The sequence below is a fragment of the Burkholderia stabilis genome (assembly GCF_001742165.1).
Taxonomy (GTDB): domain Bacteria; phylum Pseudomonadota; class Gammaproteobacteria; order Burkholderiales; family Burkholderiaceae; genus Burkholderia; species Burkholderia stabilis.
On record NZ_CP016443.1, the window covers coordinates 3096381 to 3115950 of the forward strand.

General features: G+C 67.3%; 16 protein-coding genes. 8 read left to right on the forward strand and 8 right to left on the reverse strand.

Going from position 1 to position 19570, the window contains the following annotated elements:
• Window positions 1-2: 2 nt before the first annotated feature.
• The 6 genes from BBJ41_RS31720 to BBJ41_RS31745 all read right to left on the reverse strand — a co-directional run bounded on the left by BBJ41_RS31720 (window position 3) and on the right by BBJ41_RS31745 (window position 6666).
• A complete protein-coding gene (locus BBJ41_RS31720) occupies window positions 3-962 on the reverse strand; it encodes a DUF1177 domain-containing protein (RefSeq protein ID WP_069750093.1) in 960 nt (319 codons plus the stop codon).
• Between the two features lie 79 nt (window positions 963-1041).
• A complete protein-coding gene (locus tag BBJ41_RS31725; RefSeq protein ID WP_069750094.1) occupies window positions 1042-2187 on the reverse strand; it encodes a porin in 1146 nt (381 codons plus the stop codon).
• Between the two features lie 54 nt (window positions 2188-2241).
• Window positions 2242-2997, reverse strand: a complete 756-nt coding sequence (gene pepE, locus BBJ41_RS31730) for a dipeptidase PepE (protein ID WP_069750095.1) — start codon at window positions 2995-2997, stop codon at window positions 2242-2244.
• 31 nt (window positions 2998-3028) lie between these two features.
• Window positions 3029-4213, reverse strand: coding sequence for an aminotransferase class V-fold PLP-dependent enzyme (locus tag BBJ41_RS31735; RefSeq protein ID WP_069750096.1), 1185 nt, complete (start codon window positions 4211-4213; stop codon window positions 3029-3031).
• Window positions 4214-4237: 24 nt separating this feature from the next.
• Entirely contained in the window at window positions 4238-5845 is a 1608-nt protein-coding gene (locus tag BBJ41_RS31740; protein WP_122171969.1) for an OPT/YSL family transporter, read from the reverse strand.
• Window positions 5846-5925: 80 nt separating this feature from the next.
• Entirely contained in the window at window positions 5926-6666 is a 741-nt protein-coding gene (locus tag BBJ41_RS31745) for an IclR family transcriptional regulator (RefSeq protein ID WP_069750097.1), read from the reverse strand.
• A gap of 329 nt (window positions 6667-6995) precedes the next feature.
• Between BBJ41_RS31745 and BBJ41_RS31750 the strand changes: the two genes are divergently transcribed.
• On the forward strand, window positions 6996-8279 hold the full coding sequence (locus BBJ41_RS31750; protein WP_069750098.1) for a DUF445 domain-containing protein: 1284 nt from the start codon (window positions 6996-6998) through the stop codon (window positions 8277-8279).
• 48 nt (window positions 8280-8327) lie between these two features.
• Here the strand turns inward: BBJ41_RS31750 and BBJ41_RS31755 are convergent, their stop codons facing one another.
• Both BBJ41_RS31755 and BBJ41_RS31760 read right to left on the reverse strand, forming a co-directional pair.
• Window positions 8328-8627 (reverse strand): addiction module antidote protein, encoded by a 300-nt coding sequence (locus BBJ41_RS31755; protein ID WP_039344756.1) that lies wholly within the window; start codon window positions 8625-8627, stop codon window positions 8328-8330.
• A 3-nt stretch (window positions 8628-8630) separates the two neighbouring features.
• Window positions 8631-8948 (reverse strand): type II toxin-antitoxin system RelE/ParE family toxin, encoded by a 318-nt coding sequence (locus tag BBJ41_RS31760; protein ID WP_069750099.1) that lies wholly within the window; start codon window positions 8946-8948, stop codon window positions 8631-8633.
• A 383-nt stretch (window positions 8949-9331) separates the two neighbouring features.
• On the opposite strand from BBJ41_RS31760, the gene BBJ41_RS31765 reads away from it, so the two are divergent.
• The 7 genes from BBJ41_RS31765 to BBJ41_RS31795 all read left to right on the forward strand — a co-directional run bounded on the left by BBJ41_RS31765 (window position 9332) and on the right by BBJ41_RS31795 (window position 19515).
• Entirely contained in the window at window positions 9332-10972 is a 1641-nt protein-coding gene (locus BBJ41_RS31765; RefSeq protein WP_069750100.1) for an acetolactate synthase large subunit, read from the forward strand.
• Between the two features lie 29 nt (window positions 10973-11001).
• Entirely contained in the window at window positions 11002-12435 is a 1434-nt protein-coding gene (locus tag BBJ41_RS31770; RefSeq protein WP_069750101.1) for an aldehyde dehydrogenase family protein, read from the forward strand.
• 222 nt (window positions 12436-12657) lie between these two features.
• Window positions 12658-14241, forward strand: a complete 1584-nt coding sequence (locus BBJ41_RS31775) for a Na+/H+ antiporter (protein WP_069750102.1) — start codon at window positions 12658-12660, stop codon at window positions 14239-14241.
• A 440-nt stretch (window positions 14242-14681) separates the two neighbouring features.
• Window positions 14682-15815 carry a hybrid sensor histidine kinase/response regulator gene (locus BBJ41_RS31780; protein ID WP_069750103.1) on the forward strand — a complete coding sequence of 378 codons (1134 nt, stop codon included), beginning with the start codon at window positions 14682-14684 and terminating at the stop codon, window positions 15813-15815.
• Window positions 15816-15938: 123 nt separating this feature from the next.
• Window positions 15939-17615 (forward strand): methyl-accepting chemotaxis protein, encoded by a 1677-nt coding sequence (locus BBJ41_RS31785; RefSeq protein ID WP_069750104.1) that lies wholly within the window; start codon window positions 15939-15941, stop codon window positions 17613-17615.
• A 41-nt stretch (window positions 17616-17656) separates the two neighbouring features.
• Window positions 17657-18124 carry a chemotaxis protein CheW gene (locus BBJ41_RS31790; protein WP_418222323.1) on the forward strand — a complete coding sequence of 156 codons (468 nt, stop codon included), beginning with the start codon at window positions 17657-17659 and terminating at the stop codon, window positions 18122-18124.
• Window positions 18121-19515 (forward strand): CheR family methyltransferase, encoded by a 1395-nt coding sequence (locus BBJ41_RS31795; protein WP_069750106.1) that lies wholly within the window; start codon window positions 18121-18123, stop codon window positions 19513-19515. Before BBJ41_RS31790 ends, BBJ41_RS31795 begins: the two co-directional genes overlap by 4 nt.
• Window positions 19516-19570 lie beyond the last annotated feature (55 nt).

Here is a 19570-nt window from a genome sequence, read left to right on the forward strand (position 1 = left end):
CGTTATGCGGCCTTGCCGTAGCCCTGGAACACGCTCAGGTCCGGATACACGTTGCGGATCTTGCGCCATTCGTTCGCGTCGTAGAACTCGCACGCGCCGGCCGTGAAGCGCTTCGCGACTTCGACCGAGAAGCGTACGGCTTCGGCGAGATCGACTTCGTGGCTCGCGCTCGAATCGCTGCCGCCGACGACGGCGCGTGCAGTGATCGCAACGCCGACGACGGGCTTATCGGTGCCGACGTGCGGCTGCATGATGCTGTTGAAGTGCGACAGCCCGTTGTCGTACGGCGTGATGTCCTGCAGCGAGATCGGGAACGTGACGGCCGGCATGCCGGTCGTCGATTCCATGATCGAAACGAGATCGGGCGCCATCCGCAGGATGTAACCCTGCATTGCGGTCGGCGACAGCGCAAAGCCGCGCTGCTTGACGATCCGGTTGCCCTTCGACGCATCGAGCGACAGGATCGCGTCCATGTCGGGCGTCACTTCGTAGCGGTTCATCGTCGCCGACGAAACCGGCATCCCCATGAACGGCACGCCGTTGTTCTCGCTCATCGACACGTCGGTCGACAGGTGCGTCGTGACGACCACGTCGCCGGGCAGCACGTCGCCGTTCGCCTTCATCTGCGCGAGTTTCAGCGCAGCCGCGAGCGAGCCGATCGGGCCATCTGCGTCCGACACCATCCCGAACTTCGCGGGCCGCGCGCCGATCGCGCCGTTGCGGCCGACGATGCCGAGCGTGCGCGCATCGCCGCCGGCCGTCTTGCCGCGCGTGCCGGGGATCACGATCCGGATGAAATCGGTGGTCTTCGTCGTGTCTTCCGGCGGTTCGTTGTTGACCGTGGTGACCTCGACCGTCACGCCGTGTGTTGCATAGGGCGCGAACAGCGCGGCGATGTGCTGCCCGTTGACGGTCGCGCCGTCGAGCGCGTCGAAAATGACGAGGGTCTGTTTCAGTGCCATCGAATGCCTCTTGATTCAGGTTGCCGATGCGGCGGTCGTGCGCCGCGCCGCGGGCCGCATCGGTCGAATGCGCGGTGGATCAGAAGAAGTGCCGCAGGCCGAGCAGCACGGAAAGCTGCTCGTTGCGGCCGTTGAGTGCGGTGCCGTGCGCGGCGGCCGCATTGGTCGTCGTGTTGCCGAACAGGCCCGACCAGCCGCCGCGTGTCCATTCGTAGGAGGTCGCGACGTACACGTCGGTGCGCTTGCTGAGGCTGTAGTCGGCGACGCCGTACACGGTGCTGCGCGCGCCGTTGAAGCCGTCGGCGAGCGTGCGGTTGTACATCCCCGCGACGACGAAGTTCCACACGGGCGTCGCGCGCCAGCTCGCACCGACCGTGAAGAAGTCGTCGCGGCGATGCGAGTCGAACACCGAGTTGATCGTGACGGCGGCGGTCGGCGAGCCGGACGCCATGCTCGTGATCGACGCCGTGTCGGTGCCGCCGTTCGACGAATCGAAGCCGGCGTCGCGATCGCTGTGCAGGTAGTTCGCGAACACGTTCACGCTGCCGATCGCGGCCTTCGCGCCGGCGAGGTAGATCCGCGCGCGGCGGCTTTGCGTGTCGCGCGTCTGCTGCGCGTCGCCGATCACCGTGACCGGGCCCGATTCGTACTTGAGCCCGAGCGACATCGACGAGCGTGCGCGCGTGTCGCCCGCGATCCCGCCGAACGCATACTCGGCGATCACCTGCATCGGCCCGTAGGTGCCGGTGTAGCTGACCGCGTTGTCGTAGCGCTGACCGACGAGGTAGACCTGCCATGAATTGGTCGGCGCGGCGCCCACGCCCAGTGGATCGACGTAGTACAGCATCGTGTTGCCGGTCGTGTACTGCCGGCCGAGCGCGAGCTCGCCCCAACGCTCGTGACCGAGCTTCACGAATGCTTGCCGGCCGAACAACTGACCCTGCTGGTCGAGCTTGCCGTTGTTCGCGAGAAAGCCGTTTTCCAGCGTGAAGCCGGCTTTCCAGCCGTCGCCGAGCGCTTCATTGCCTTTCAGTCCGAAGCGGCTGCCGGACAGGAAACCCTCGTTGCCTTGCTGCAGGCCGATCGTGCGATCGCCGGACGGGTTGGTGTGCGTCTGATACCCGATCGCGACGTCGATGACGCCGTACAGCGTCACGGTGGACTGTGCGTGCGCGACGCCTGTCGCGCCGGCCAACAGCGCGAGTCCGGCAAGCTGCTTCTTCATGAAAAGGTCTCCTAACCTGTATGGAACTGTTTTTTTAAAAGTCGCGCCCGGCGCTTATTGCCGGAAAGCCAGCCACTGGTCGATGCCGGCCGGGCCCGTGATCGATGCGAGCGGGAAGGTCGCGTTTTCCGCGAGCGTGCGCACGTCGGTCTTGCTCGCGAAATGCAGCGCGCCGCGCTCGCCGAGCACGGTGCCCGTCGTGCCGTCGGACAGCAGCGCCGACCCTTCGGGCAGCGCGAATACCTGCTCGGGCGCGTTGATGTCGAGGAATTCGCCGAGGCGTTCCTCGCGGCTCTCGCCGTTGTGGCCGACCGGCTTGCCGCTGATGAAGTGCGGGTTGATCTGGAACGGCACGAGACCGAGCGCGCGCAGCGTCTGCGGCTGCACGATCGGCATGTCGTTGGTCGTGCGGATCGTCGGGCACGCGACGTTGCTGCCCGCGCTCCAGCCGACATACGGCACGCCCGCATGCACGCGCGCGCGGATCGCATCGACGATGTTCGCGTCGTACATGCGCTTGAGCAGCGCGAACGTGTTGCCGCCGCCGACTGCGATCGCGTTGGCGTTCTCGATCGTCTTGCGCGGATCGGCGCTGTGATGCAGCGATTCGAGCGCGTAGCCCAGTTTCTCGAACACCGGCTTCACGATGCCTTCGTAGGTGTCGAAGCTGAACGACACGCCGGCATACGGGACGAAGACGATCTTGCGCGCTTCGTGGCGGAACAGCGCGTGGATCTGTTCGGTCGCGTGTTCGAGATAGCCGAGCGCGTCCTTGCGGGAGCTGCTCATCAGCAGAAAGCGTTGGGTCATGGTGGCTCCTGTATCGGTAGTCGGGGAGGGGTCAGCGGGCCGCCGCGCGGATCAGCTCGGCGACACGGTCGATTTCTTCGCGGGTGTTGAAGTAGTGCAGCGACACGCGCGCCATCGTCGCGACGCCGTAGCGCGCGAGGATCGCGTCGGCCATGAAGTTGCCGGCTTCGATGATGCAGTGCTGCGTTTCGAGCGCCGCGACGATCGTCGCGGGATCGATGCCGCGCAGGTTGAACGGCACGATGCCGATGCGGCGTGACGCATCGCGCGGGCCGTACAGCTCGAAGCCCGGCAGCGTCGCGAAGCGCTCGACCGCGTAGGCGGTCAGGTCGCGCACGCGTGCCTCGATCTGCGCGACGCCGATGCGCTGCGCATAGTCGAGCGCGGCGCCGAGGCCGAGGATCGCCGGCACGATCGGGCAGCCGGCTTCGAAGCGCTTCGCGCCGGCGACGAACGACAGCGCGCCGGTCGTGCGGTCGTATGCGCCGTTCCACCAGCCCGCGAGCACTGGTTCGAGCGCATCGATGTGCTCGCGCCGAACATAAAGGAAGCCCGAGCCTTCGGTGGCGCGCAGCGCCTTGCGTCCGCAACCGGCGAGGAAATCGCAGCCGAGCGCGCACACGTCGGTCTCGACCATGCCGACGCTCTGCGACGCGTTGACGAGCGACAGCACACCGTTTGCACGGGCAACCGCGCACAATGCGGCGGCGTCCTGCAGCGCGCCCGACGAGTTCGGCACGTGCGAGAACGTGAGCAGGCGCGTGCGCGGTGTGATCGCCTGCGCGAACGCGTCCGGCGACAGCAATCCTTCCTCGTTCGCGGCGATCATCTTCACGACGATGCCGTGTGTCGTTTCGAGCCGCTTCCATGGCAGCAGGTTGCTGAGCATTTCGGTATCGGCGACGAGCACTTCGTCGCCCGGCTGCCAGCGCAACCCCTGCGCGACGATCGAGATCGCCTCGGTCGCGTTCTTCGTGAACGCGATTTCGTCGGCCTGCGCGCCGAGGAACGCAGCGAGCTGCGTGCGCACGGCATCGACGCGCGCATAGGTGGCCTTGCGGAACGCGGGCAGGTAGATGCCGACGCGGCCGGTGTCGCGCAGATAGTCGTTGACGATATCGAGCACGGGCTCGGGCGGCAGCGACGCGGCGGCCGTATCGAGGTAGATCGTCGATGCGGTCAGCGGCGTATCGGCGCGGATTGCAGTGATGTCCATCTGAAGTCCTGTCGGTGAAACGGATTACTTGAGCTTGATGAGCGAGCGCGTGAAGCTGAAGAGCGCATCGCCCGCGATCACGCCGCCCGCGAACGCGCTCATCTCGGCGATGTCGCGTTCGCCGCGCGTGCGCAGCAGGATGAAGCGGATCGCGAGGCCGAACAGCACCGCGAAGCCCGCGAGCGGCGACGTGAGCAGCATGCCGGTCGACAGCAGCACGCCGAGCTGCCGCTTCGCGCCGCCGAGCCACTGCAGCAGCGCGCCGGGCACGGCCCAGATCGCGAGGTCGCGCGCGATGTCCCACGACGAACCGGCCTTGATCGACGCGGCATAGACGCGATCGACCGGCGGCAGCATGTCGCGGCTGAAGAAGCCGTGGTGGAACAGCACGACCACGATGCCCGCGACGACGAACCCGAGCGTCGCCGCGAGGAACTGCTGGCGGCGGCCGGCCATTTCGAGCGCCGGGTCCTGGCCCGAACCGCGCAGCAGGAAGCCGGTTTTGAGGTCGTAGCCCATGTCGGCGAACGCCGGGCCGGTCGCGGCGGAGAAGCCGACCAGCACCGCGAGCGCGGGCGCGGGGAAGCCGATCAGGATGCCGATCGTCAGCGTGATCAGCGCGACCGCGAAGGCCGGGAACCAGCCCGAGTGCATCGCCGCGATGCCGACGATCAGCTCGTGGATGTACGCCGAGAACGCCGCATACAGCACGAACACGATCAGCATGCCGGTCGACATCTCGGAGAAGCCGCCGGTGCAGCCGACGATCACGAGCGCGATCAGCATGTAGACGACGTAGCCGAGGCCGAGGATGCGGCCCGCGCGAAGCGGCGACACGTCGCCGGTGCCGGCTTCGTCGACCGGCGCGCGTCGTGCGCGTCGGATCTCGGACGACACCTGCAGCATCGCGACGATGCCCGCGCCGATCATCACGCCGTGCGGGATGTAGGCCTTCGCGATGTCGACGCCCGTCAGCGCGACCGAGTAGCCGCGGATCAGCAGGCCGAGGCCGAACATCGTCAGCGCGGCCAGGTTGCCGAGGAACGCCGCGCCGAACGCGGACATCGGAATGCCGAGCCACGCGCCGGCCACGCCGACCGCGACGCCGATCCCGAGGAACGCGGCCTTGCGCCCGCCGCGGTCGCCGGCCCAGATCGCTTCGGCGGTCGCGACGCCCGACGGCCAGCTGCCCGTCGCCGGGAAGATCCGGCTGCCGAACAGCAGGTACAGCATCGTGCCGTCGACGAGCATCGCGGCGAGCGCGCCGATCAGCATCGGCGTCGCGAGTTCGGGCATGCCCATCGCGTACGGCACGCCGATCGGGATCATCAGCGAGTTCGCCGCGCCGAACGTGGCCGACGAAATGGCCGTCTGCACGAGGTTCTGGCGTTCGAGCACGCGAAAGCGCCGCGCGAGTTCGAGCGGGATGCGCGAAAACACGATCGCGATCAGCGCGCCGATGATCGACGTGTTCGCCGAGATGCCGAGCGACACGATCAGCTGCATGCCGATGATCGCGCCGAGCACGGACAGCACGACCGACACGATCAGCAGCACGGGTTCGGCGAAACGGACGCGCGGGGCGGCGGGCGCGGCGGGGTCGCCGGCCGGCGCGTCTTGCAGGGTGTTCATGGGTATCTCCTCTTGATGCCTGTAGCTTGTTCTGGTGTGTCGGGGCGGTACGGCGATGGCTGGGGCGGTCGTGGCGATGCTCAGCGCATCAGGCTGAGCACGCTTTCGATCTTGCGGCGCGCGTCGTTCAGCGCATCGAGCAGGCGCGGGATGGCCGATTCGTCGAGGCGCTGCATCGGCCCCGAGATCGCGAGCGACCCGGCGACCGAGCGGCTGCCCTTCGCGGTGAGCGGCACCGCGAGGCCCGCGACGCCGGTGGCGGCTTCTTCGCGCGTGTAGGCCCAGCCGTTCTCGCGGATCACGTCGAGGCGCGCTTCGATGGCCGCGCGGTCGACCGTCTGGCCGGCCTTCGCCGCTCGCGCGAAGACTTCGTCGCGCATCGAATCGGGCTGGAACGCGAGCATTGCCTTGCCGTGCGCGCCCGCATGCAGCGCGAAACGCTGACCTTCCTCGATCGAGAAGCGCAACTGCTGGTCGCCGTGCGCGATGTCCAGGCACAGCCCTTCGTAGCCGTCGAGCAGCGACAGGAACACGGTTTCGCCGCTTTGCTGTGCGAGCCGGTGCAGCGCGGGCTCGACGATTTGCGACGGCGACAGCGAACGCCGCACGATCTCGCCCATCTCGAACCAGCGCAGCCCGAGCGCGTAGCGGCCCGCATCGTCCTGCACGAGATAGCCCTCGGCCGCGAACGTCGCGAGCACGCGATGGACGATCGCGTGATGCACGCCGCTTTCCTTCGCGAGTTCGCGGACGCCCCATACGGCCTGCCGGGCGGTGAAGTACTGCATCAGTTGCAGTGCGCTGCTGAGTGTCTTGAGCATGATGGTTGTCTCTATATAAGAGACGTTGTCTCGAAATGTGAATACAGTCTGAGCGGACGCGACGACGTCGTGCTATCCGGGTAAACACGAAATTGAGAGACAGCCCGCCCGGCGCGGCTGAGCGGGCGATTCGACGTGTCGTGGCGGCGCTCGGGGAGGATTGCAGCCAGCGCGGAGACGGGCCGGGTCCTGGCGGAAAAGCGGGGCGGGAACGGTCCGGTCGATCAGCCGATTGCCGCCACGGGCAGGCCGTTAAAAAGGGCCGGGCATTTGGTAGCGGCCGCCGACTCGGTGCATATTGGCGGCATTGCCTGCATCGCCGGTTGCCCATGACCCCAGACAAAGCCCTCGAACTGAAACGAAGCAAGCGCCGCGCGCTGTGGCTGCTGCTCGCCGCGGTCGCGGTGTTCGTCACGACGATCCTGCTGCCGCGCGGCCCGTGGGTCGACGGCGTCAAGGCCGTGGCCGAGGCCGCGATGGTCGGCGCGCTCGCCGACTGGTTCGCGGTCGTCGCGCTGTTCCGGCGCGTGCCGATCCCGTTCGTGTCGCGCCATACCGAGATCATTCCGAAGAACAAGGACAAGATCGCCGACAACCTCGCGGTGTTCGTCCGCGAGAAGTTCCTCGGCCCCGACGCGCTCGCCGCGCAGATCCGCCAGCACGATCCCGCGCAGAAACTCGGCGCGTGGCTCGGCAAGCCGGCGAACACCGACGCGCTGGGCGGCTACGTGACGAAGCTGATGAGCTTCGCGCTCGACATGACCGACGACGCGCGGATCCAGTCGTTCGTCCACGACGCGTTTCGCGCGGTGATCGATCGGGTCGACCTGTCGCAATCGGCCGGTGCGATTCTCGACACGCTGACCAAGGACGGCCGCCACCAGGCGCTGCTCGACGACGCGATCGAACAGGTGGTCGACGTGCTCGACAAGGAGGAGAACCGCGAGGTGATCGCGGGCTTCATCGTCGAATGGCTGAAGACGCAGTACCCGAAGGTCGAGAAGATCATGCCGACGCAGTGGTTCGGCGAGAACGGCGCGCGGATGCTCGCAAGCGCGGTGAGCCGCGTGCTGGAAGGCGTGGCGGCCGACCCCGAGCACGAGTTGCGGCAGCGCTTCGACCGGACGGTCGCGCGGCTCACCGAGCGGCTGAAGCACGATCCCGCGTTCATTGAGAAGGGCGAGGAGATCAAGCGCTATATCCGCGACGGCGATGCGTTCAACGACTACGCGCGCGACTTGTGGGACCAGTTGCGTGCGTGGCTAAAGGCCGATCTCGCGCGCACCGATTCGACGCTGCACCGGCAGGCCGCGATGCTCGGCGGCTGGCTCGGCGCGCGGCTCGCGGAGAGCCCGGCGCTGCGCGCGTCGCTGAACGAACACGTCGAGAAGGCTGTGCACGAGATGGCGCCGGATTTCGCCGATTTCCTGATGCGTCACATCCGCGACACGGTGCGCAACTGGGATGCACGCGAGATGTCGCGGCAGATCGAGCTGAACATCGGCAAGGATCTGCAGTACATCCGCATCAACGGCACGCTGGTCGGCGGGCTGATCGGGCTGGGTTTGTACCTGGTGTCGCTGGTGCCGCGCTGGGCGGCCGGGTGGCTTTGACGCGGCCGCGGGCATCGCGCAGAAGGTGCGCTGCCGCATGCCCGCGCATCATGCGTGCGCTTTCGAGCCGTGCAGTTGCAGGCCGAGCGCCTTGATGACCTTCAGGATCGTGCCGAAGCTCGGGTTGCCGTCGTGCGACAGCGCCTTGTACAGCCCTTCGCGCGACAGGCCCGCGTCGCGCGCGACCTGCGACATGCCGCGTGCGCGTGCGATCACGCCGAGCGCGTGCGCGATGAAGGCCGGATCGTCGCCGGCTTCCTGCAGGCACGCTTCGAAGTAGTCGGCCATGTCGTCTTCGGTCTTCAGGTGGTCGGCCGAATCCCACGGCCGGGTGCTGATCTTGTCCATCGATCACTCCATATCGAGATGCCCGAGCATCGCGTGCGCGGCGCGTATGTCAGCTTGCTGCGTGGACTTGTCGCCGCCGCAGAGCAGGATCACCCAGATCGTGCCGCGCCGCACGTAATAGACGCGATAGCCGGGGCCGTGGTCGATCCGCATCTCGACGACCGGCGCGCCGGCGGATTTCCAGTCGCCCGGATTGCCCATCGACAGACGGTCGATGCGCGCCTGGATACGACGCTTCGCGATGCGATCGGGCAGCGCGGCGAACCATGCGTCGAACACGTCGGTGGTTCGGATGCTGAATGTTGGAGCACTGTATGTCATCGATAGCGGTGTGTCAACCATGGTTCACAGTCTTGAGTGGTGTGCATGGTCTTCACCATAAGGCCGCATGCGCCGTTTGTCGGCTTGATGGCCATCAGGCCGATGGATGTGCCGCACGCGAGGCCGGCTGCCGGTCAACGTCGGAATGGTGCGAATCCGTCTACAATCAAAAACGTCTTTGCCGCCCGTGCGCGCTCGCTGCGTGCGGGCGGATCCGTTCGTCCCCCGGTATTCCGGGGGCACCGCTGCGCGTCATGTTCGCGCGGCGGGCAGTGCCGTGGTTTGTGTCCAGTAGGTAAAGCGTCCGCGTGCCGTAGGCCGGCGCGCGTCATGTACGTCGCGCGTCCGTAGGCCGGGCAGGCGGCATCAACCGAGAGTCCCCCATGAAAGCATCGGATCTGTTCGTGAAGGCGCTGGAAGCCGAAGGCGTCGAGTACGTGTTCGGCATTCCAGGCGAAGAAAACCTCGATCTGCTCGAATCGCTGCGGCGATCGAAAATCAAGCTCGTGCTGACCCGGCACGAGCAGGCGGCCGGGTTCATGGCCGCCACCTATGGCCGCCTGACGGGCCGCACCGGCGTGTGTCTCGCGACGCTCGGGCCCGGTGCCACGAACTTCGTGACGGCCGCCGCGTATGCGCAGCTCGGCGGGATGCCGATGCTGATGATCACCGGGCAGAAGCCGATCAAATCCAGCAAGCAGGGCCACTTCCAGATCGTCGACGTGGTCGACATGATGCAGCCGCTCACGAAGTTCACGCGGCAGATCGTGTCGATCGGCAACATCCCGTCGGCCGTGCGCGAGGCGTTTCGCCGCGCGGAGGAAGAGCGCCCGGGCGCCGCGCACCTCGAACTGCCGGAAGACATCGCGCACGAGGAGGGCGACGGCAAGCCGATTCCGCGCAGCTACAGCCGGCGGCCGATCGCCGAGGAGAAGGCCGTCGCGCACGCGGTCGATGCGATCCAGGCCGCGCGCCATCCGCTGCTGATGATCGGCGCGGGCGGCAACCGCAAGACGACGCGCAAGATCCTCGGCGAATTCGTCGACAAGACGGGCATCCCGTTCTTCACGACGCAAATGGGCAAGGGCGTGATCGACGAGTCGCATCCGCTGTGGCTCGGCAACGCGACGCTGTCCGACGGCGACTTCGTGCACCGCGCGATCGAGCATGCGGACTGCATCATCAACGTCGGGCACGACGTGATCGAGAAGCCGCCGTTCTTCATGCGCGCGGACGACAAGACCGTGATCCACGTGAACTTCCTCGGCGCGCAGGTCGATCCCGTCTATTTCCCGCAGATCGAGGTGGTCGGCGACATCGCGAACGCGGTATGGCAGATGAAAGAGGCGATTGCCCCGCAGCCGCATTGGGATTTCGCGCGTTTCGCGATGATCAAGGAGCATTTCGACGCGCATCTGGAGAAGGGCCAGCACGATCCGCGCTTCCCGATGTATCCGGTGCGCATCGTCAACGACCTGTACAACGCGTTGCCGATCGACGGGATCGTGTGCCTCGACAACGGGATGTACAAGATCTGGTTCGCGCGCTACTGGCGCGCGCACGAGCCGAACTCGCTGTTGCTCGACAATGCGCTCGCGTCGATGGGCGCGGGCCTGCCGTCGGCGATCGCGACGAAGATCGTGCATCCGCAGCGCAAGGTGATCGCCGTGTGCGGCGACGGCGGCTTCATGATGAATTCGCAGGAGCTCGAAACGGCCGTGCGGCTCAAGCTCGACATCGTCGTGATGATCCTGCGCGACGACGCGTTCGGGATGATCCGCTGGAAGCAGGAGAACATGAATTTCCCCGATTACGCGATGACATTGCAGAACCCCGATTTCGTGTCGTATGCGCAAAGCTACGGCGCGCACGGGCATCGCGTCGAGTCGGCCGACGATCTCGAACCGCTGCTGCGCGAGTGCTTCTCGTCGCCGGGCGTGCACGTGATCGACGTGCCGATCGACTACTCGGACAACGAGCGCGTGCTGAACCGCGAGATCAAGCGCCTGTCGGCGCAACTCTGAATTCCCCGTTCACAGGAAGGAGTCGTTCCATGTTGAAGGAAACCTATCCGTACTACCTCGCCAACGAAGCCGTCTACGCGAACACCGATCTGGACGTGACGGACAAGTTCAGCGGCAAGGTCGCGACGCGCGTCGCGCTGGCCGACGCGAAGGCGATCGATGCGGCGATCGGCGCGGCAGTCGATGCCGCGAAGCCGATGCGCGAGATGCCGGCCTACAAGCGGCAGGCCGTGCTCGATCATTGCGTCGCGCGCTTTCGCGAGCGCTTCGACGAGCTGGCCGAGGCGCTGTGCATCGAGGCCGGCAAGCCGATCAACGATTCGAAGGGCGAAGTGACGCGGCTGATCGACACGTTCCGCGTCGCAGCCGAGGAATCGGTGCGCATCGACGGCGAGATCATCAACCTCGAAATCTCCGCACGCGCGCAGGGCTACACGGGCTATGTGAAGCGCGTGCCGATCGGCCCGTGTTCGTTCATCTCGCCGTTCAACTTCCCGCTGAACCTTGCCGCGCACAAGGTCGCGCCGGCGCTCGCGGCCGGTTGCCCGTTCGTGCTGAAGCCCGCGAGCCGCACGCCGATCGGCGCGCTGATCATCGGCGAGGTGCTTGCGGAAACCGACCTGCCGAAGGGCGCGTTCTCGGTGCTGCCCGCGCATCGCGACGGCGCCGACCTGTTCACGACCGACGAGCGTTTCAGGCTGCTGTCGTTCACGGGTTCGCCGGCCGTCGGCTGGGCGCTGAAGGAGAAGGCCGGCAAGAAGAAAGTCGTGCTGGAACTCGGCGGCAACGCGGCGGCGATCGTCGATGCGGACCAGCGCGACCAGCTCGACTACGTGGTCGAGCGTCTCGCGTTCGGCGCGTATTACCAGTCGGGCCAGAGCTGCATCGGCGTGCAGCGGATCCTCGTGCATGCCGATCTTTACGACGCGCTGCGCGAGAAGCTGATCGCGAAGACGCGCTCGCTGAAGATGGGCGATCCGAAGGATCCGACGACGTTCGTCGGCCCGATGATCTCCGAATCCGAATCGCGCCGGCTGTCGGGCTGGATGGATGCGGCCGTCGCGGCGGGCGCGAAGGTCGTCGCGGGCGGCAAGGTCGACGGCGCGATGTTCGAGGCGACGCTGCTGGAAAACGTCGGGCATGAGCAGGACCTGTACCGGAAGGAGGCGTTCGGGCCCGTCGCGATCCTCGAGAAGTTCGACCGGTTCGACGATGCGCTCGCGCGCGTGAACGACAGCGACTTCGGGCTGCAGGCCGGCGTGTTCACGGATTCGCTCGCGCATGCGCAGCGCGCGTGGGACGAGCTGGAGGTCGGCGGCGTCGTGATCAACGACGTGCCGTCGTTCCGCGTCGACAACATGCCGTACGGCGGCGTGAAGGATTCGGGCCTCGGCCGCGAAGGGATTCGCTACGCGATCGAGGACATGACCGAACCGCGGCTGATGGTCGTGCGGCGCCGGTAGCGCACGCACGGGACAGCGCAGTGCCGCGACGGCACGCGGGCGGGCGATCGTGCCGGCCCGCGTGCCGTTTTTCATGGTGCTGCGCGCAGCGAGCCGCACGCCGTGTGGCGGGCTTCCCGAACGCACTCGACTGCGAGCCTCGCCTCGTGATGTAATCGCGCCAAACTGCCGACCGGAGTACGACGCCGGAACGCGCGAATTCATTCTTCACGAGGTCGATTCATGTCTCCCGTCTCGGCATTCAAGCTGGTTCTGTTGTCATTTCTGGCGATCGTCGCGCTCGAATGCATCGCCAAGCGGCTGCGTTTGCCGCCCGCGGCGGCGCTGCTGATCGGCGGCATCGGAATTGCGTTCATCCCGGGCCTGCCGCCGATCAATCTCGACCCCGAACTGGTGCTGCTGGTATTCCTGCCGCCGCTGCTGATGGACGGCGCGTACTTCTCGGTATGGGAGGAGTTCAAGCGCAACGTCGGCGGCATCCTGCTGCTGGCAGTCGGCGCGGTCGTGTTCACGACGTTCGCGGTCGGCTTCGCCGTGCACTGGGTGGCGCCGTCGCTGCCGTGGGCCGCGTGCTTCGCGCTCGGCGCGATCGTGTCGCCGCCCGACGCGGTCGCCGCGAAGGCCGTGCTCGAACGCGTCGCGCTGCCGCGCCGGCTGATGGTGCTGCTCGAAGGCGAGAGCCTGCTGAACGATGCGGCCGGCCTCGTGCTGTTCCGTTTCGCGGTCGCGGCCGCGCTCACGGGCGCGTTCAGCCTCGAGCATGCGGTCGTGCGCTTCGCGGAGCTCGGGCTCGGCGGTGTCGTCGTCGGGTTCGTGGTCGGCAAGCTCGTCGTGTGGTTCCTGAAGCAGCTCGACGACGACTATCTCGTGATCACCGTTGCGGTGATCGTCGGCTGGATCGCGTACATCGCGGGCGAAATGCTCGAAGTGTCCGGCGTGATCGCGACCGTGACGGCCGGCATGATCGTCGGCTGGCACCAGCACGAAGTGTTCTCGGCGGCCGTGCGCACGCGCGGCACCGCGTTCTGGCAGGTCATCGTGTTCCTGCTCGAAGCGATGGTGTTCGTGCTGATCGGGCTGTCGCTGCGCGGCGCGATCCACCGGCTCGGCGGTTTCGAACAGGTGCTCGGCACGATGGTGCCGCCCGTGCTCGCGGTGCTGGCGGCGGTGATCGTGTCGCGCTTCGTGTGGATCTACGCGGTCGAGGGGCTGAAGTGGCCGGTGCGCGGCATCGCGCGGCGCGGCGATGCGCCGGACTGGAAGGCCGCGACGATCATGAGCTGGGCCGGGATGCGCGGCGTCGTGACGCTGGCGATCGCGCTGTCGCTGCCCGAGGCGCTGCCCGGCCGCGACGTGATCCTGGTCGCGTCGTTCGCGGTGATCCTCGTCACCGTGCTGCTGCAAGGCACGACGATCGGGCCGCTGATCCGGCTGCTGCGCCTGCCGCAGCACGAGGAGCGCGCCGCGCATCACCTGAGCGAGCCGCAGACGTGGGCGTACGTCGAGGCCGCGCAACTCGCGGCGATCCAGCCGCTCGTGCGCGACGAGAACGGGGTCGTGATTCATCCGCGCCTGCTCGAGCAATACACGTATCGGGCGGAACTGACCGAGCGGGCGAAGGACGAGCCCGAGTATCCGGCGGAAGTGCGCATCGCGCACTACGACGTCGTGCTGGCCGCGATCCGCGCCGGGCGCGCGGAATTGTTGCGCCTGCATCGTTCGGGCCACATCCACGACGAGATGCTGCACATGCTCGAACGCGACCTCGACCTGCAGGAAGTGTCCGCGCAGCACGCGCGCGGATAGGCGGCCACGCATCGCGCTCACGCGGGCCGGCTTCTGCCGGCCCGTTTTTTTGTCCGCCGACTCGCCGATGCGCCCTCTTTCAATCCGGCCCCGATTACGATCGACCACCAGCCTTGCAGCGCATGCAAGCCTCATGGCGCCGACCACGCAAACGTTATCGTGTTTCGAATCCGGAAATGATCTGATTTATCTGAATCGGTTATTTCTGCATATTTGGCAAAACTAAACCGGAAGGAGATAGATGCTGTGTTCTATTTTCATTTAGAATCAGCCGGTTATGTTTATTGAGAGAAAGAATGCGGAGGTAATGTGGCGGCCGACGGGGGAGAAATCGGCGCCCAGAGCCCCGTAAAGCAATGCCGACAGGCCAAATCGGCGGAGTCAGGCGGGTTTATCAACTGCCAATATAAGATAGTGTCCAAGTCGGATAAACAACTCCTATGAAAGAATCGATTGGAGTTTCGGCGTTTGAAACTGTATTTATGAAAGAATCGAGCGGTGAAAATGCCTCGGATTGTCTTGAATCGGGGTTATCGGTCCTTCTCGTCGACGATCAACCGTTCGTCGGCGAGGTGATCCGCCGCGCGCTGCGCAGCGAGCACGATATCAACCTGCACGTGTGCACCGACGCGCACCGGGCGATGGCGGTTGCGCGCGACGTGAAGCCGACGGTCATCCTGCAGGATCTCGTGATGCCGGAGATCGACGGCCTCGATCTCGTGCGCGCCTGGCGCGCGGACGCCGGCACCGCGCGCGTGCCGATCATCGTGCTGTCCGCGAAGGAGGAGCCGATCGTCAAGCGCGAGGCGTTCATCGCCGGCGCGAACGACTATCTGGTGAAGCTCCCCGACGCGATGGAGCTGACCGCGCGCATCCGCTATCACTCGAATTCGTACCTGATGTCGCGGCAGCGTGACGAGGCGCTCGATTTCCTCTCGCATGACATGCGTTCGCCGCAGACGTCGATCCTTGCGCTGCTCGACGTCTACCGGGCCGAACATGGCGACATGCCGGCGATCATGGAGCGCATCGCCGGCCATGCGCGGCGCGCGCTCGCGCTCGCCGACGGCTTCATCCACCTGACCCGCGCGCAGTCCGAGCGGCGCGCGCACGAGGTCGTGAGCCTCAACGAGATCGTGCTCGATGCAGCCGACCAGCTGTGGGAGAAGGCGGCCGGGCTCGGCAGCCGGGTCGTCGCGCACGTGCCCGACACCGAGTGCGTGACGAAGGGCGACCGCATGATGCTGACGCGCGCGGTCGCGAACCTGATCGACAACGGGCTGAAGTACGGCCCGGCCGGCACGGACGTGCACTGCACGCTGAGCGGCGAGGACGGCGCATGGCTGATCGGTGTCGAGGATACCGGCGCCGGCATCGCGCCCGAGCAGCGCACGGCCGCGACCGAGTCGTTCGTGCAGCTCGAATCCGCGCATGGCGCGGCGCGCAGCGGCTTCGGCCTCGGGCTCGCGTTCGTCCGCGAGACGGCGGCGCGGCATCGCGGCCAGATCCTGATGCGCAATACGGCGCGCGGCTTCATGGTCGCGCTTCGGCTGCCGGCGCAAGCGGAGCGGTGATTGAGCGGCGCGGCCTGCCGGCGCCGCGCCGTCCGCAGACCCCGATGCGCTCGTGGCGCGCCGTCCGGCGCGCAGGCGGGCGCGGATTTTTTCAACGCTGATTTTAGAAAGCCCATAACGAACATGGCCACCGTGACGCCCCGCGCGACCAATGAAAGCCTGCATCCGACGATCGGCGCTGCCCGGCTGACGCTCGGCAATCGCATCCTGCTCAGCTTCGGCGTGCTGTTCGTGCTGATGCTGGTGACAGCCGGCGTGTCGTACGAGCGACTGCGCGCCATCAACAGCGAAGCCGTCAGCATCGAGCGCGACTCGCTGCCCGGCGTGTACCTCGCGTCGTCGCTGCGCGGTTCGGTCAACGAATCGTTCACGCTGCTGCAGCAGGCGATCTTCGTCGAAACCGACCCCGAAAACGTGCGCCGCGACCTCGCGAAGATCAGCGACGCGGTGAAGGAAATCGACGCGCTGTCGGTCGACTACCAGGCCACGACGTTCCGCGACGACGACCGGCAACGCTTCGCGACCTTCCGCGGCGCGTACGACCGCTACCTGCCGCTGCTGAACGACGCGGTGCAGCAGAGCCGCACGTCGCACAGCGACGCGGTCGCCGCGTATGCGAAAGCGCTGCCCGCGTGGACCGAGGTCGTGCGCAACGCAAACATCCTGGTGCAGGAAAACCGCAAGTTCGCCGAGCAGTCGGCGAAGCTGATCCGCGAATCCGTGCAGGACACCGAGGTCGTGCTCGCCGCGGCGCTGGCGATCGTACTGCTGTCCGCGCTCGGGCTCGGCTACGGGCTGTTCAGCTCGGTCACCAAGCCGATGGCGCGGCTCGTCGAGGTACATGACGTGATGCGCACCGGCAACCTGACGCGCCGTCTCGACCTGCGCCGCCGCGACGAATTCGGCACGCTCGAGACGGGCTTCAACCGGATGGCCGACGAGCTGACCGAGCTCGTCTCGCGCGCGCAGCAGTCGTCGCTGCAGGTGACGACGTCGGTCGCCGAGATCGCGGCGACGTCGCGCGAGCAGCAGGCGACCGCGAACGAAACCGCGGCGACGACGACCGAGATCGGCGCGACCTCGCGCGAGATCTTCGCGACGTCGCGCGACCTGCTGCGCACGATGAACGAGGTGGCCGGCGTGGCCGAGCAGTCGGCGACGCTCGCGGGCGTGAGCCAGAGCGGCCTCACGCGGATGGGCGAGACGATGCGCAGCGTGATGGACGCGGCCGGCTCGGTGAACGCGAAGCTCGCGATCCTCAACGAGAAGGCGCTGAACATCAACCAGGTCGTCGCGACGATCACCAAGGTGGCCGACCAGACCAACCTGCTGTCGCTGAACGCGGCGATCGAGGCCGAGAAGGCCGGCGAGTACGGCCGCGGTTTCGCGGTCGTCGCGACCGAGATCCGCCGCCTTGCCGACCAGACGGCCGTGGCGACCTACGACATCGAGCAGACGGTGAAGGAAATCCAGTCGGCCGTGTCGGCCGGCGTGATGGGGATGGACAAGTTCTCCGAGGAAGTGCGTCGCGGCATGCTCGACGTGCAGCAGGTCGGCGGGCAGCTGTCGCAGATCATCGCCGAAGTGCAGACGCTCGCGCCGCGCTTCCAGATGGTCAACGAAGGGATGCAGACGCAGGCGAACGGCGCCGAGCAGATCACGCAGGCGCTGTCGCAACTGTCGGAGGCCGCGCAGCAGACGGCCGAGTCGCTGCGCCAGTCGTCGCAGGCGATCGACGACCTCACGCTGGTCGCGAATCAGTTGCGCACCAGCGTGTCGCGCTTCAAGGTCGACGCGTGACGCGCGTCGACGCACAGAGCGGCGCGCACGCGCTGTTCCTGATGTTCGAGCTCGACGGCGAGCGTTATGCGCTCGACGCGGCCAGCATCGAGGAAGTGTTGCCGCTCGCGATCACGAAGGCCGTGCCCGGCGCGCCCGAATGGATCGCCGGGCTGCTGATGCGCGGCGGCGAGCCGGTGCCGGTGATCGACGTGCCGATGCTGGCGCTCGGGCGGCGCGCGCATGCGCTGCGCTCGACGCGGCTCGTGATGGTTCGCTACCGCGCCGGCCACACCGACGACGAGCGCGTGATCGGCCTGGTCGTCGAACGCGCGACGCAGACGATGCGTATCGATCGCGCGGCGTTCCGCGCGAGCGGCATCTCGACCGCGCGCACGCGCTGGCTCGGGCTCGTCGCGAATACGCCCGACGGCGTCGTGCAGCAGGTGTCGGTGTCCGACCTGATCGATGACGTTGCGCGCCTGTATCTGTTCGACGGCCTGCCGGGCCACGAGGGGGAGTCCGCATGAAAGAGTCCGATTCGCGATTTCGCGGCTGGCTGGTGCGCGAGACCGGCATCGACCCCGATTCGCTCGGCAACGATTTCATGAACCGTGCGCTGACGGAGCGCGTGCATGCGCTGCAGGCGGACGGCGAACGCCTGCCGTCGGCGGCGCGCCCGCCCGTGACGCAGGAAGCGCTCGACGCGTACTGGCAGCAGCTCAACGCGTCGGCCGACGAGCGGCGCGCGCTGATCGAGCTGTTCGTCGTGCCGGAGACGTGGTTCTTCCGTGACCGCGAGGCCTTCGCGACGCTCGCGCGGCTCGCGGCCGAACGGCTCGCCGCGACGCCGGGCCGCGTGATCCGCGTGCTGAGCGCACCGTGCTCGACGGGCGAGGAGCCGTATTCGGCCGCGATGGCGCTGCTCGACGCGGGGCTCGAGCCGGCCAGCTTCACGATCGACGCGATCGACCTCAGCGCGCGCGCGATCGAGCAGGCGCGACGCGGCAGTTACGGGCGCAACGCGTTTCGCGGCACCGCGACGGAGTTTCGTGCGCGGCATTTCACGCCGGCCAGCGACAGCTGGCTGCTCGACGAGCGCGTGCGCGCATGCGTGCAGTTCCGTCACGCGAACCTCATCGAACCGGTCGCGGATACCGGCATTCGCTACGATTTCGTGTTCTGCCGCAACGTATTGATCTACTTCGACCGCGACGCGCAGGATCGCGTGATACGTTCGCTCGACGAGCGGCTCGCCGACGACGGCATGCTGTTCGTCGGGCCGGCCGAGACGGGCGTCGCGATGCGGCACGGGATGCGCTCGGCACGTGTGCCGCTGGCGTTCGCGTTCCATCGCGAGCCTGCCGCTGCGGCCGTCGATGCCGTCGCGGCGCGGCCGGTCGCGCCGTACCGCCGTGCGGAGCGCTTCACCGTCGCGCCGCTCGCGGCGACGCGCTCGGTGCTGGCCGTCACGCCGCCGGTGTGGCTCGGTAACGGGCTGCCGTCATTCGCGCCGCCGCCGCCGGTCGTGCGCACGGCCGCGTTCGACGCGCGGGCCGACCTGGCGGTCGCGGCGACAGCCGACGCGCTCGCGCCGGCCGCACCGGTTGCCGAAGCAGTCGCGCCGACGCTCGAGGATGCGCAGGCGCTCGCGAACGCAGGCGCGTTCGACGAAGCCGAGCGCGTGCTCGCGCAGTTCTCGGCGCGCGTCGGGCCGCATGCCGATGCGTTCTACCTGAACGGACTGATCGCGGATGCGCGCGGGCGTGTCGCGGAAGCGGGCGAGTTCTACCGGAAGGCGCTGTACTTGCGGCCGACGCATCACGAGGCGCTGACGCATCTCGCGACGCTGCTCGACGTCGGCGGCGATCGCGCCGGCGCGCAATGGCTGCTCGAGCGCGCGCGGCGCTCGGCCGGCTGACACGGGGCTAATACGAATGCGGGTTCGGGACCGACACCGCGATGACCAGAGGAAT